Below are 15,374 nucleotides of genomic sequence, written 5' to 3' on the forward strand. Positions count from 1 at the left end.
GAATCACTCCTTTATTAAAAATAGACCAGTCTATATAATTAATAATCAAAGAGAAAGGTTTAACATCACGATAATATTTACGCTATTTATTTAATAATAGCGGGATCTGTTTCGAGATCACTTCAAATGGCTGTCTCGTGTTGTTTGTGGTTGATAAGGTCACACCGCCCTCAATCAACATCATAATCACAAGGCTCATATCTGCTGCTTTGTCCTCACTCACACCACAATCGATTAGTTTTTGTTTAAATACTGCTTGCCATTCCGTGTAAGTTTGATCACAAACGTTTTTTAACTTATCACTCATCTCAGAGGTTTCTAAGGCAAGTAAACCGATAGGAGCACCGTCATCTCCCTCTTTGGGACAGTGATTGACATATTTTTGAAACTCAATAAAAAAAGTTTGTATAGCCTCCACAGGATCAGAGTAGGGCTCTAAAAAAGCTTTTATATACTCGCGCACCTTGTCTTTAGTCATGCTTACGGATTCAACAGCAAGCTCTTCTTTACCACTTGGGAAATAATAGTAGAGAGAGCCTTTAGGTGCCCCACTTTCCTTAATGATTTGATTCAACCCTGTGGCATGATACCCTTGCCGTCTAAAAAGATGGGCGGACGTTTTTAAAATTTTATCCCGCGTGTTGTCCTGATCTGACATGCTTCATCCCCTCCATTATAGCAACCGGTCTATATGATATATACAGGATTAACGCTCTGGTGTCAACGGTTAAAATCAAGCAGCTCGATATCAGTTGAAAGAGCGTGGTTGTCTTCTGCTTTTAAAGGTAAGCCTTTCTATTAGGTAAGCATTTCTATTGTGGATAAATGCTAATTATGTAAAAATAGTAGAGTTAGCTAATCGGAAAGGTGTTTGATCATACATGCTTCAAAACCCAACAGGAAAAGAGCGTCTGGGATTAGCGTTACTCCTCGGGATGCTGGCCGTGTTAGGGCCGCTTAACATTGATATGTATCTACCAAGCTTTCTAGACATAGCGGAGGATTTTGGGGCGCGTGCCTCGCAGGTCCAACTGAGTTTAACGGCCTGTCTACTCGGGCTCGCTGTCGGTCAGGTATTTATTGGACCTATCAGTGATGCTCAAGGTAGACGGAAGCCTCTGCTCATCTCTATATCCCTATTTGCCTTATCTTCCATTCTCTGTGCTGTAGCGCCGAATATCACCACGTTGATCTTGGCCCGTTTTTTACAGGGGTTTACAGCTTCAGCTGGTATTGTCCTTTCTCGTGCCGTCGTACGTGATGTGTTTAGCGGGAGAGCATTAACGAAATTCTTTGCGCTGTTAATGGTCATCAATGCCGTGGCACCATTGGCAGCCCCGGTCGCAGGAGGCGCCATTCTGGCACTACCGTTCGCAAGCTGGCACACGATCTTTTATTTTCTCGGTTTTCTCGGTGTGTTAATCGTTTTGGTCGTGGCCACGCGCCTACAGGAAACCTTACCGCCGGAAAAAAGGATTCCCAGTACCATAGGGGAAACGATTCGTACTATGGGAAGCTTACTGAAAGACCGTTCTTTTATCGGTTACGCTTTGACGGTCGGATTTATTCACGGGGGAAGCTTTGCCTATGTAGCAGGTACACCTTTTGTGTATCAAGATATTTATGGTGTGTCCCCACAAGTGTTTAGTGTGTTGTTCGGCATTAACGGTATCGCCATTATCACGGGAAGTTTTATCATTGGGCGTTTTGGGGGCATTATACATGAACGCAGCTTACTTCGAGCAGCTGTCATGATCGCTGTAAGTGCGACGTCACTGTTGCTCTTCATGACTATTATAGAGGGGCCATTGGCGATGCTGGTCATTCCTATTTTTATATACATGACGTCGATGGGCATGATTTTGACAAGTTCGTTCACGTTGGCGATGCAAAACCAAGCTCATCGTGCAGGTAGTGCGAGTGCTGTATTAGGCACGTTCCCATTACTCTTGGGTTCTATCGTTGCACCCCTCGTCGGTATTAATGAGGCGTCAGCCATCCCGATGGGAGCCACGTTATTTTTGACAGCTTCCATAGGGGCTATCGCTTTCTTTAAGTTAACAAAGCAAGTCCAAGTCCAAACAGACGAACCATAAATGCATCATTTAAGGAAGGGCGAAAATCCCTTCCTTTTTTGTTGTTATGGGTTACAATATATGTTGCTCATAAATGCCGTAAAGGGGATGCGCTATTTGACGTAGAACCTCATTTTAAAGCATTATAATGGATATCGAATCGCCATGCGCATACGAAAGTATAGAAGGTATACAGATATTATTCGATGAAAACTTCAAAAAAAAATTCAGACAAGACTAACACAGGGGGGCCAAAAAAGTGCAGCATCACTACCATCAATTATTGCAGCAGCAAAAACAATACTTCCATAATGGCCATACAAAAGAGGTTACGTTTAGAATAAGGCAACTCAAAAATTTAAAAAAAGCGCTCCAACAGAATGAAAAAGCGATCATGAAGGCCCTCCGTCAAGACCTTAATAAGTCCGAATTTGAAGCGTATCTGACAGAGGTCGGATTCCTGTATAAAGAAATTAACGAGGCCATTAAGAACGTTAAAAACTGGTCCAAACCGCATAAAGTGAAAACCACTCTCACGCATATGGGGGCAAAAGGGGTCATCTATCCTGAACCCTACGGCGTATCACTCATCATTTCACCTTGGAATTACCCTGTTAACCTGACGATTGCACCACTTATCGGTGCCATCTCAGCAGGGTGTTGTGCCATCGTCAAGCCGTCCGAACAGACTCCTCATACCTCACATGCTCTTACACAGATCATAAACAACACATTCGACCCTGAATATATTGTCGCCGTTGAAGGTGCAGTGCAGACGAGCGAGGCGCTATTGGAGCTCAACTTTGATCATATCTTTTTTACAGGTAGCGAAGCCGTTGGTAAAATTGTCATGGAAAAAGCGGCTCAACACTTAACCCCTGTCACCCTTGAACTAGGGGGAAAAAGCCCCACGGTTGTACACCACGATGCACAACTCGATATGGCCGCTAAGCGTCTAGCTTGGGGAAAATGGACTAACGCTGGTCAAACGTGTGTGGCGCCGGATTATCTTATCGTTCATCAGCAGGTGAAGGCACCTTTATTAAAAGCACTCGTGCATCATATACAAGCCTTGTACGGTACAAATGTACTGGAGAACGAAGATTACCCGATGATTGTAAACGACCAACATGTTGAGCGGTTGTCTCACTACTTAGGTGAAGGAGATATTTATTATGGGGGAGAGATGGACAAGGAGAAACGCGTCATTGGACCGACGATCATTGAAAATGTATCCTGGGACTCAAGTGTGATGCGGGATGAAATTTTCGGTCCCATTTTACCCGTATTCGTGTATGAACATGAACAAGACGTCATAGAGATGATCAGGAAGCGCCCTCATCCATTAGCGTTATACTTGTTTACAGAGAGCGACAGTATGGTGCAGTACATTAACAGTCAGTTTCAATTCGGGGGTGGGTGTGTCAATGATGTTCTTTACCATTTGGGGACGTCTCAGTTGCCATTCGGTGGTGTGGGATCTAGTGGAATGGGGGCCTACCACGGAAAGCATAGTTTTGACGCCTTCACTCACCACAAAAGCCTATTGCACCAATCCACTAAGTTTGATATTCCTTTGCGTTATGGTCAGATGAAAGCCGCCTTAAATATACTTAAGAAATTGATAAAATAATATAGTGGGGAGCGTTTGTAGTAAGGAGGACATGCGTATGACAAATCCGGTGTTCACACCAATAAACTCTCTGAGACGAGGTAATCCAACTCAACGAGATGCTTATAAGGTATTGGAAAGTTTAGGCGTCATGCACGACTTTGCTACATATAACCCTATCCTATGTGGCACCATTCCAATTGGTATCAACGTAGATACATCAGACTTAGACATTATTATGGAAGTTCCTAAACATCAGTTTCAGGTCTTCGAAGAAAAATTACTCGAATATTATGCAGATAAAGAAGACTTTACGATCAAGAGGACCACGATCAGGGGACAATCTGTTATTAAAGCCAACTTCTGTTACCATGGGTTTGATTTTGAGCTTTTTGGTCAACCACAACCCGTTCAGCAACAGTATGCTTACTTACATATGGTTATTGAGCATCATATACTAAAGGAAGCACCAGAGTTGAAAAGTCAGATTATTAATCTTAAAAAGCAGGGGCTTAAAACAGAACCCGCTTTTTGTCAGGTCCTTGGACTAAGAGGAGACCCTTATGAAAGACTCATAGAGTATGGTAGGCAAAGAGGAATGATATAGGAACATACAGAGCTTTTTGAACCTCTCTATCTTAAGAGTGGCGTCTCCCTCCTGCGCTACTCGAGCTATGCTCAAAGGTTGCTTCGGAGGGGATCGCCACTTGTCAACATGAATCCGGTCATGTGCTCAATAAAATGATAGACCGAGGTGACAGCCTAACACTGTCATCTTATTTTGTATCTCCAAAGAGGTCTATTAAAAGTTGACAAAATTCTAGGAATATATTGAATTATGGCTGTATTATTGTATACTTGTATTACAACTTTTAAAGCGCTTACAAGTGTGAGTGCAGGCTAAAATGTAAAGGGGGAATTTTGATGTTGCTGACTAAGAAAAAAGGTAGCTATATCCTGATTTGTTTATTAATTCTGTCTCTGATGGCTGCATGCGGATCTGGTGAAACGGGTGGCAGTGGGGGTAACCAATTCATTACCATTGCCACAGCAACCACAGGGGGAACCTACTACCCGATTGGGGTCGGAATGGGTAATCTCTGGTCTGAGATGTTAGAGGAAGAAGGAATTAAAGCAACGGGGCAATCTTCTGCAGGTTCTGTTGAGAATATCGATCTTTTACGTAATGGGGAAGCAGAATTTGCCATTCTACAAGGGCTTATAGGCGCTCAAGCTTACACTGGTACGGGTAACTTTGAGGGAAATGCGTATGATGGATTACGTACGGTTTCTATGCTCTGGCCGAATGTTGAGCATTTTGTATTAATGGAAAGTGCGATTGAGACGGGAACGATCGCTGATATTGAGGGGGCTTCCTTCTCAGTCGGACCACAAGCCAGTGGTACCGAACAGTCCACACTCGTGATAATGGAAGCGCTAGGCTTAACGAAGGATGATATTAGTCCAGAGTATTTGGGTTATGATGATACGATCTCTGCTATGCGTGATGGACGTCTTGAAGGAGGATCATTACCAGCGGGTACACCTGTTGCGGCTATTACTGATATGTACGCAAGTGGTGTGGATGCATCCGTATTAAATGTGACAGATGAACAGATTGAAGCGGTAAATAATATCTATGATACCTGGTATAGATTCGATATACCAAGTGGTACATACCCAGGTGTAGAGGAAGAAATCCATACGATTGCTCAACCCAATTTACTTGCCGTCTCAGGGGACCTCGATGAAGAAACCGTGTATTTGTTGACAAAAACATTATATGAAAATCTTGATTATATCTACGAGGTTCATAATTCAGCCAAAAACATGACATTGGAAACAGCTTTAGACGGTTTACCCGCACCGCTACACATTGGTGCTTATAACTACTTCTCTGATCAAGGCCTAGATATACCAGACGAACTGGTACCGCCTGAAGCGGAGTAGTCAATAAGAGGGGATGGACAAGCGATGGCTTATCCATCTCCATCTTTATGCGCGATAACGATTTTGCTTGTTGAGAGGAGGTCACGATGATGAATAGTCAGAGAGATGGCGCTCAGGCTGACGTGCAGTTAGACAAAGAAGCGGGAGGGGGCATGCGTCACCTCACGGGTAAGCAGGGACATATGTTGGCTTTCATGGCTGTCGCATTATCAGTCTTCTCTATCTATGTCAATGCGTTTACGAACATTCAGGAGATTTATCGTAACGCTGCTTTCCTAGGTATGCTGTTCATGCTCACCTTTCTGCTTTATCCAGCAACCAAGAGAGGGTCAAGAGATAAGTTTAACATCTTTGATCTGGGATTATTAAGCTTAGGGCTTATTGGCGTAGGCTATATTTTATACTTTTATTCTACAATTCACGGTGAGCAGATGTCCCAGGGGATGACCAGAGACTATATTTTTGCAGTGATCACTATCCTACTCCTGATAGAAGCGGCACGGCGTTCAATCGGTTTTTTCATCCCTGTTCTTAGTGTCCTGGCCATACTATACGCGTTGTTTGGTCCTTATCTTCCAAGTATGTTTGCGCATGCAGGATTCTCGATTGAGAGACTATTGTATCGCATGTATATGACCACAGAAGGTGTCTTCGGGTTGACGCTTTCCATTGCCTCTACCTATATTGTGCTCTTTATTTTGTTCGGTGCTTTTTTAGGGGCGAGTGGGGCTTCAAGATTATTTAATGACTTAGCGATTGCCATTGCAGGACAAAGACGAGGAGGGCCTGCTCAAGTTGCCGTGTTATCTAGTTCTTTAACAGGGTCCTTGAATGGGAGTGCTGTCGCGAACGTAGCCACAACGGGGAGTTTTACCATCCCTTTAATGAAAGGCATTGGATTGAAACCTCGCTTTGCTGGTGCGGTAGAGGCAGCCGCTTCAACTGGGGGAATGATGATGCCTCCGATTATGGGGGCAGCCGCTTTTATTATGGCTGGATTTTTGGGTATATCGTACTTAGTTGTTATTTTAGCAGCGATTATTCCGACTATTCTGTACTACGTTTCCTTGATGATTAGTATTGACTTAGAAGCGAAGAAGCAAGGTCTGAAGGGTATGAGTAAGGAATCTATCCCTCAGGTATGGGAGGTCCTTAAGGAAAGGGGCATGCTTCTTCTCCCGATTATGATTGTCATTGGATCGCTTCTGATGGGGAGAACCCCGCTTTATGCTGGGTTTGCGGGTATCGTTTCAGTGATTGTCGCAAGTTGGTTAACCAAGAACAAAGACAATCGCATAACCTTATCGAAGGCGTGGCAAGCGTTAGTAGATGGAGCCAAAGGAACGATACAAGTTGGGATAGCCTGTGCCTCCATCGGTATTATCATTGCTGTCGTGACAATGACGGGATTAGGTTCAGCGATCGCTTATAATGTCTTGGCTCTCTCAGGTGGCGTCAAGTTTGTTATCCTCCTGCTCGTCATGCTCACCTGTATTGTCCTAAGTATGGGTTTACCGTCAACGGCGTTATACATCGTCGTTGCTGTGACAGCAGCACCAGCACTAATCGAAGCAGATATTCATCCTGTTGCTGCTCACTTCTTCGTTTTTTGGTTCGGCGTACTGTCTAATATTACACCGCCTGTGGCATTAGCGTCTTATACGGCGGCTGGTATAGCTGGAGCTGACGCCATGAAAACATCATGGACAGCACTAAGGTTAACGTTACCAGGTTTCATCATTCCGTTTATGATCGCTTATAATCCAGTGATGGTCATGCAGTCTGAATCAGGGGGTTCAGCTTCCCCAGTTGAAGTGATATTAACGCTTGTGACAGGGTTAATAGGGGTATTTGCCCTATGTGTTGCGGTCAATAATTACCTTTCTAGAACACTGTTCATCTATGAGAGAATCGGCTTTGCATCAGGGTCTTTTTTACTCATTAAACCAGGACTGATGACGGATATGACAGGTTTCGCTATCACAGGTGTGTTACTCCTTATTCACTGGATGAGCACAAAGCGAAAAACGGATATAGACGATAGCGCAATGACAACTGAAACGTCATCTTAAGTAGGGGGGCGAACAATGACATATGATTGTAAGGAAAAAGGTATCGCATCAAGTATATGAAGAGCTTGTCAAAATGATCAAAAATGGGACCCTGCCGCCAAATAGCAAACTCCCCTCTGAAATGGAATTGGCTAAGATGTTTGGGGTAAGCCGTTCACCTATCAGGGAGGCTCTGAGTGTATTAGCTGCCAGTGGTTTAATAGAATCACGGCAGGGCGGGGGCAGTTGGGTGAGAGAGATCAATCTTGTTAATATGCTTGAGAAAGTCACGTTTGAGATGGTTGAAATACAAGAAGTACACCAATTGCTAGAGATGCGCATGATCATCGAGACAGAAGCAGCAGCGCTAGCGGCACAACGCTATCAGGCGGAAGATTTATATCAACTTCAAAGTGCATTAGAGGCTTTTCGGCAAACGATTCACGATGAGCACAACATTGGCTATCATGCAGACTTTGAGTTTCATCGTGTCATCGTCAAAGCTTCGTATAATCCATTTTTGGTCCAAACCATAGATCATTTAGCAGACTTACATCGGAAAGCACTCAGCTTTTCCTTGAAGAAAAATCTTGGCATACCTAGAAAAAGAGAAGAAGTAGTCAAGGAACATGAAGCGATCTATGAAGCGATAAAAGAACGAGATACGGATAAAGCACGCAAAGCGATGAAGCATCATCTCACAGTGGTACGTCTCAAACTGGGGGATACGAGTATCTCTCAGTAAAGGAGTAGAAGCGAAGATATCAAGTACACACATAAAGTGTGTGTGTAAGTATATGGAGTGGTATTTTATGAAAGTGATTACAACAACGGTGATTAATGAGCTCCATTCCATTATATCGGAACCAGAGCGAGTATTAACGGATGAGGCAGACCGCTATAGCTACGCCTTTGATGCTTCATTCGGTGTATATCTGCCCGACGTCGTGGTTCAACCCAAGTCCGCGCAAGAAGTGGCTCAGGTTATGAAAATAGCAAATCAACACCTTATTCCCGTGTACCCCAGAGGACAAGGCACTAGTTTAAGCGGGGGGCCTCTACCGGTGAAAGGTGGCATTGTTCTTGATGTAGCGCAGTGGAATCAGACCTTAGACATTGACACTGACAATATGCTGGCTGTGGTCTCTCCCGGTGTGTTAACGGCTCATATTAATCAAGCGGCTCAAGAATATGGGTTGATGTACCCCCCAGATCCCTCTAGCTCCCATGTATCCACCATCGCAGGCAATCTTGCTGAAAATGCTGGAGGACCTAAGGGACTCAAGTATGGTGTGACCAAGGATTATGTCATAGGGCTAGAGGTTGTCACACCTGAGGGAGAGATTATTCGTACAGGCGGAAAAACAGTCAAAAATGTGACCGGCTACGATTTGACTAAACTTATCGTAGGTTCAGAAGGCACGCTAGGCGTGATCACAGAAGCGACTTTACGTTTGATGCCTCAACCTCCAGCTTCACAAACGCTGATGGCTATGTTTGAGGACATTGTCGATTCAGGAACTGCCATATCTAAAATTCTAAGTGCCGGTATCATCCCGGCCAAGATGGAGCTGATGGACCAGGCTTCTATTGTGGCTGTTGAGGAATATGAACCTCTGGGATTACCCACTGACGTTGAGGCACTGCTACTCATTGAATTAGATGGACACCCACAAGCGATTGCAGAGGAAATGACACAGGTACAAACCTTATGTCAGGAAGTGGGGGCACGACAAACAAAGATAGCAAACGATACAGAAGAAGCACAAGAATTGTGGCGGGCGAGAAAGCTCGTATCGCCAGCGATCGTACGTGTGAAACCGACCAAGATATCGGAGGATGCGACCGTGCCACGAAGTAAAATCCCCGATATGTTCCGGCGCTTAAAAGAAATCAAAGAGAAATACCAGGTAGACCTCGTTGTCTTTGGGCATGCGGGTGATGGTAATTTACACCCCAATATCATTGCCGATAAGAGAGATAATGAAGAGATGCAACGCGTTGAACAAGCGGTTGGCGAGATTTTTGAAGCGGCTGTTGCACTGGGTGGTACTTTATCAGGTGAGCATGGTATCGGAACGATGAAAGCCCCGTTTATGGAATTGGAGCTGGGAAAGGTAGGGTTGGACATGATGAAGAGAATTAAGCAAAGCTGGGACCCCAATAACATCTTAAACCCGGGTAAAATTTTTCCCGAACCGGGACAGAAATTAGTGTTGCGTGATGAATAATAAAACACACACAGAGACAGGGCATACATCACTCGCCTATGAAGAAACATTTGATTGCGTGCAGTGTGGCTACTGTCTGCCCGCATGTCCAACCTACCAAACGATGCGAAAAGAAACACACTCTCCGAGAGGTCGTATTAACCTGGTGAAGATGGCTGCAGAAGGTAAAGTCTCTCTTTCTCAGTTACAAGAACCGATTGATTTATGTTTAGGCTGCCGAGCTTGTGAGACAGCTTGTCCAACGAATGTTCAGTACGGTACGATATTAAACTCTGCCAAAGAGGCCATACAGAAGGAAAAGAATAAAAGTATGGGTGGTATGACAAAATGGTTAAGCCATGCAATGTTTAAGCAAGTCTTACCGAACGCTACTGCCATGGGCGTATTGAGAACAGGACTGTACGCCTACCAACGATTAGGGATACAGTCTCTAGCCCGTCAGACGGGTCTTTTACCAAAGATGTTGCCCGAAAGCCTCGCTACATTTGAACGTATCACACCACAGGTTGATACTGGGTCAAGCCCAGCAAAGCGACCAAAGAAACTCCACCCTAAAGGAAAAAGAGCGTATAAAGTGGGCTTTTTTACAGGATGTATCATGGATACCGTATTTACACAGATTAACACCTTAAGTATGAAGCTTTTGCAACAAGCGGGGTGTGAAGTGGAAGTGATACATGAACAAACGTGTTGCGGAGCCTTGCAACATCATAGTGGTGAGGGTGAACAAGCTAAAGCGTTAGCTAAAAGAAATATTGAGGCATTTGAGTCATATGATTTCGATTATATCGTGAACAGCATTGGAGGTTGCGGGGCGGCATTGGTTGAATATGATGAGTTGTTAAAAGATGAATCGGAATGGTGTGAGAGAGCGAAAGCGTTTGTAGACAAAAATGTCGACATCAGTGTGATTTTAGGTCAGCTCCGTTTGCCTTTTAAAAAGAGGATTAACAAGACCGTCACATACCAACCTTCGTGTCATATGTCCAACGTACAGAAGCGGGTCCAGGAACCGCTTCAATTATTGCAGTCCATCCCAGGCATACAGTACCAGGAAATGCCTGAGAAAGAGATGTGTTGCGGCTCAGCAGGCATTTATAATTTGATTCATTATGAGGCGGCGATGGATATTTTAGATGAAAAAATGAAAAATGTTCAGCAGTGCACGCCGAATATCATCGTAACCACCAATCCAGGCTGTCATTTACAAATGACATTAGGGGTCGAGCGTGATGACAAGTCTAAGGATATACAAGTCGTTCATCTTGTAGAGCTCCTAGCCGAGGCTTGTGATTTACACTAAGGGAACAAAAACAGTATTGAAACGGTCGAGATTTGACAGAGAAAGGAGTGGAGCCCTTTGAGTGATTTTATCATCATTGGTGGCGGCATCGTGGGTTTATCTGTCGGGATGGCCATCTATGAGAAATACCCGGAGGCGAAGGTGACGATCATTGAAAAAGAAAAACAATTAGGCTATCACCAAACAGGCCATAATAGTGGTGTCATCCATTCCGGAATATATTATCAGCCAGGAAGCCTTAAAGCGAAGTATGCTCGAAGAGGAAGTCAAGCGATGATTGAGTTTTGTCAACGGCACAAAATCGAACATGATATCTGCGGAAAAGTGATTGTGGCGACGAAAGAAGAAGAACTAAGCATCATGTCAGAGCTTTACGATAGAGGGCGTCAAAACGGTTTATCTATTGAAAAGATCGGGACAGAGGAATTGAAAGAGATTGAGCCTCATGTTAGAGGATTGGGAGCTATTCACGTCCCTACAGCAGGTATCGTCAATTATCAGCAAGTAGCAGAGGCGTATGCCCATATCATTAAGCAAAAAGGGGGCACAATTAGTCTAGGAGAGGAAGTGCAAAACATCGAGGAAACAGACCAAGACGTACACGTGGAAACGAAGCACACCTCTTATCGTACACATGTACTGATTAATTGTGCAGGCTTACAAAGTGATCGTATTGCCCAACTCACAGGAGTATCATTAGATGTAAAAATCATTCCTTTTAGAGGGGAATACTATAAATTAATACCTGAAAAGAGACATCTCGTTAAGAATCTCATATACCCTGTACCTAATCCAGACTTCCCGTTTCTCGGTGTGCATTTTACAAGGATGATCGGTGGAGAAGTAGAGGCCGGCCCTAACGCTGTCTTAAGCTTTAAGCGGGAGGGGTACAGAAAAACAGATATTGATCTTAGGGACCTAACCGATGTTCTCGGGTATAAGGGCTTCTGGAAGTTAGCCCGTAAGTATACGCGAGAAGGGTTAGAAGAGATGGTCCGTTCGTTTAGTAAGAAGAAGTTTGTGCAAAGCTTGCAGTCTTTGATACCTGAAATGACAGAAGAGGATCTCATATCAGGACCGAGTGGGGTTCGTGCACAAGCGCTCAAGAAGGATGGACAACTGGTAGATGACTTTCATATCGTTGAGGGTAAAAGAAGTATCCACGTGTGTAACGCCCCTTCACCGGCGGCAACCGCATCGTTAGAGATTGGAAAAGCAGTGGTACAAAAAATGCCTGCCCAACCGCATCTTAAGTCAGTATCTGCAAGCTAATGGCATACCACTATGACCTCTACGATTTCCTTTTTTCCTGCATCTTTTACTGCGTAAAGGATGCTCCGAAAAGAAATATCTCGCTTTTAAAAGGTGACCTAAATAAAACTAAAGGGTTATAAAATGATATAAAAAAAGAAGCGCAGACGTTGACCACCCTTCTTAAAAATATAGAAAGGGTGTCAGTATCTGCGCTTTTAGCTTTGCTTTCTTTAATTAATACTTGTTTCCTTAGTACCACCCTGTTCCTGTTCATGTGCCAACTGTTTGGCGACCTGCGGGGCTAACCATAGAGTAGGAAGTAGGATAATGGAAACAGGGACTGCTGTGACCACAATAAAGTTTTGTATGGCTGTAATACTGCCTTCGCCTAATAATAGTAGGGCTGCAGCAGCACTCCCCATTATGACTGCCCAAAACACACGAAGGCTGCTAGCGGGATCACCTTCTCCCGTCATCGCGACAGAAATGGTATAGGACATTGAGTCCGTTGTCGTAGCGACAAAGACGATCGTGACAATAAGAAAGGCCACAGACATCAGAAGTGGCATTGGCAACTGTTGCGTAATAGCCATCATGGTAGCCGGTAATCCACCATCCTCCAATGGACCTGATATCACACCATTGTTTTGCAGCTCAAAGTGTATCCCTGAGCCTCCCACAACTGTAAACCAGAAGTTTGTCACGATCGGTGCTATAATCGCAACAGCCAAGACTATTTCTCTTAATGTACGCCCTCTAGATATACGACTCACGAAAATAGCCATCATCGGAGCATAACCAATAAACCAACCCCAGAAGAATACGGTCCACCATCCTAGCCAATCAGGTGCTGCTCTATATAGACTAAGAGACAAGAAATTTTCAATATAAACGGCATATGAACCGATGAAGTTGTCAATGATGAATCGCCCCGGCCCAATGAACAAGATGAGCCCCACTAAGACGAGGGTTAAAATGATATTCCAACGACTTAGTAACTGAATGCCACGGTGAATACCTGTGACGGCTGATATGGAAGCGATGGTCACAAGCACTCCAATAATGATGATATGTGTGGTAAAGACGTTTGGAACGTCGAACAGAAACTCAAGACCATAAGCCGCTTGTAAACCTAGAAATCCAATTGGGCCAATCGTCCCCGCAGCTACAGCTATAATAGAAAAGGCGTCTACGAGCGTACCAACGACGCTTTTCTGAAGAATTTTATCCCCAAATATAGGGTGAAGTAACGTTCTAGGCTTTAAGGGTAACCCTTTGTGGTAATGTCCATACATCAATATAATCGTACTTAACGTGCCTAAAATGGCCCACGCTGAGAATCCCCAATCTAGGAAAGATTGAGCTAAGGCAGGCGCAATAGCCTCAGACGTTCCGCTTTCTATACCGGGGAACATAGGGGGAGTGGACATGAAGTGGTACATCGGCTCTGCTGCAGCCCAAAAGACACCACCACCAGCCAGTAAAGTACACATAATGATAGCAATCCATCTAAAAGTGCTGATTTCCGGTTTGTCTATGTTGCCTAAGCGTACCTTCCCTAAGCGGGAGAAAGCAAGCACGATGGCAATGATGAAGGTGGCTAGCATGAGAACCTGCCAGAAAGCACCAAAATAAGAAACCGAGAAAGCAAAAGATTCATCGACCCATTGAGAGACGAGCTGTGTGTCACTGTTGATAAAAGAAAGTATGACAAACAGGAACAGTAGCCCGCCACTAATAATAAACACAGGCCAATCTAATTTTTGAGTTAACTTCACAAATGAAACCTCCTAAGCATGAGTTGAGCGCATATCTCTAAGGTTGTGTCTACTCCTAGTGTGTTCATAAAGGTACATTGTTATAAATATACGACTTCACCGATAGGATGTAGACCTACCTGAAGACAATAAGCATCAATTATAACATTTGAACCAGCGTGGCAAAATCACTAATTTGTGGGCACCAGTCGTCTGATAAGGCTATATTGTAAAAAACTGTCCTCAGACCTCATGACCTCATGACATTCAAACAAGACATATAGGGGCCATTCGTATTTACAAGGCGTTCCGTATGCACGTGTCCGAGTAAGGAAATAATGATAATAACGATCGTGAACAAACATAAAAGGAGGACAATGGACATGTGTTTTGTCAGTGAGATGGGGGTCACCATACGTCCCGAGTATGCCGATGAATTCAAAGAAAGCTATGAAAAGGTGATGGAGGTTGCGGCTTCTCAGCCAGGTTTTATTAGCTTAAAAGCATTGAATGTGCTTAACGATCAAGCGTCTATACGTTATGATAATTATGCCAAGTTTTCAACTTTAGAAGAAATGGATCAGTGGGCACGGGAGGGCTACCATAAACAGCTTCAGGAAGAGGGTAAAATGAAATACTTTTCATCCTTCTACATACGGCGTGGCAAAGCACTCCATCATGGAGAGCAAGCGGAAGGAAAGGTCCTCCTTGAGACGAGCATTGTTCCCCATTCAATTACGAACGAGTCGGACCACGCATTAGAGCAGAAGTTATTAGCTGAACTTGAAAGAGAATCCGCTCAGCATCCAAATATGCTACCTTACGAAACAGGAAACGAAACACTTGACCAACCTTTTCTACTTACGAAGGTGAGCTACTCCGCACCGCAAAAAGAACAGAGCCAATACGTTGTTCTCACATACTGGCCTCATACGGCAGCATGCGCTGAGTGGGAGCATTCACAGCTTCACAAAAAGCTACAGGATACGGCAACGGTGACTCACAATCGTTTCTTAATACTTGAAAAGAAAGATATACCGAGGGGATGCCCCGTACATTAAACCTTTGTCACATTTAATACGCTCAAATTAAGAAAGGATGGTGATGCTCTCACCATCCTTTTTTATTTGCCTGTTGTTAA

The 15,374-nt window shown here is 44.1% G+C and carries 12 protein-coding genes; 10 read left to right on the forward strand and 2 right to left on the reverse strand.

Annotated features, from left to right (window positions below; translation table 11 throughout):
- Positions 1-82: 82 nt before the first annotated feature.
- Positions 83-658 carry a TetR/AcrR family transcriptional regulator gene (locus JKM87_RS13780; RefSeq protein ID WP_202080953.1) on the reverse strand — a complete coding sequence of 192 codons (576 nt, stop codon included), beginning with the start codon at positions 656-658 and terminating at the stop codon, positions 83-85.
- Positions 659-881: 223 nt separating this feature from the next.
- Here JKM87_RS13780 and JKM87_RS13785 point away from each other — a divergent pair, with 223 nt between their 5' ends.
- From JKM87_RS13785 to lhgO, 9 genes are all read left to right on the forward strand, one after another.
- On the forward strand, positions 882-2,096 hold the full coding sequence (locus JKM87_RS13785; protein WP_202080954.1) for a Bcr/CflA family efflux MFS transporter: 1,215 nt from the start codon (positions 882-884) through the stop codon (positions 2,094-2,096).
- 238 nt (positions 2,097-2,334) lie between these two features.
- Positions 2,335-3,708: an aldehyde dehydrogenase family protein gene (locus tag JKM87_RS13790; RefSeq protein WP_202080955.1), complete on the forward strand. Its 1,374-nt coding sequence runs from the start codon at positions 2,335-2,337 to the stop codon at positions 3,706-3,708.
- A 37-nt stretch (positions 3,709-3,745) separates the two neighbouring features.
- Entirely contained in the window at positions 3,746-4,294 is a 549-nt protein-coding gene (locus JKM87_RS13795) for a DUF4269 domain-containing protein (protein WP_202080956.1), read from the forward strand.
- A gap of 317 nt (positions 4,295-4,611) precedes the next feature.
- Positions 4,612-5,637 (forward strand): TAXI family TRAP transporter solute-binding subunit, encoded by a 1,026-nt coding sequence (locus tag JKM87_RS13800; RefSeq protein ID WP_202080957.1) that lies wholly within the window; start codon positions 4,612-4,614, stop codon positions 5,635-5,637.
- An 89-nt stretch (positions 5,638-5,726) separates the two neighbouring features.
- Entirely contained in the window at positions 5,727-7,709 is a 1,983-nt protein-coding gene (locus JKM87_RS13805; protein ID WP_202080958.1) for a TRAP transporter permease, read from the forward strand.
- A gap of 22 nt (positions 7,710-7,731) precedes the next feature.
- Complete coding sequence (locus JKM87_RS13810; protein ID WP_202080959.1) at positions 7,732-8,433, forward strand: FadR/GntR family transcriptional regulator; 702 nt, start codon at positions 7,732-7,734, stop codon at positions 8,431-8,433.
- Positions 8,434-8,500: 67 nt separating this feature from the next.
- The gene (locus JKM87_RS13815) at positions 8,501-9,919 is read left to right on the forward strand and encodes an FAD-binding oxidoreductase (RefSeq protein ID WP_202080960.1); all 1,419 of its coding nucleotides are present in this window, start codon (positions 8,501-8,503) and stop codon (positions 9,917-9,919) included.
- The gene (locus tag JKM87_RS13820) at positions 9,912-11,222 is read left to right on the forward strand and encodes a (Fe-S)-binding protein (protein ID WP_202080961.1); all 1,311 of its coding nucleotides are present in this window, start codon (positions 9,912-9,914) and stop codon (positions 11,220-11,222) included. Before JKM87_RS13815 ends, JKM87_RS13820 begins: the two co-directional genes overlap by 8 nt.
- Before the next feature lie 57 nt (positions 11,223-11,279).
- The gene (gene lhgO, locus JKM87_RS13825) at positions 11,280-12,494 is read left to right on the forward strand and encodes an L-2-hydroxyglutarate oxidase (protein WP_202080962.1); all 1,215 of its coding nucleotides are present in this window, start codon (positions 11,280-11,282) and stop codon (positions 12,492-12,494) included.
- A gap of 212 nt (positions 12,495-12,706) precedes the next feature.
- Here lhgO and JKM87_RS13830 read toward each other — a convergent pair whose 3' ends face one another.
- Positions 12,707-14,254, reverse strand: coding sequence for a BCCT family transporter (locus JKM87_RS13830; RefSeq protein ID WP_202080963.1), 1,548 nt, complete (start codon positions 14,252-14,254; stop codon positions 12,707-12,709).
- Between the two features lie 362 nt (positions 14,255-14,616).
- Between JKM87_RS13830 and JKM87_RS13835 the strand changes: the two genes are divergently transcribed.
- Positions 14,617-15,294 (forward strand): antibiotic biosynthesis monooxygenase family protein, encoded by a 678-nt coding sequence (locus tag JKM87_RS13835; protein ID WP_202080964.1) that lies wholly within the window; start codon positions 14,617-14,619, stop codon positions 15,292-15,294.
- Positions 15,295-15,374: the final 80 nt, after the last annotated feature.

The organism is Caldalkalibacillus salinus (genome assembly GCF_016745835.1).
Lineage (GTDB): Bacteria > Bacillota > Bacilli > Caldalkalibacillales > JCM-10596 > Caldalkalibacillus_A > Caldalkalibacillus_A salinus.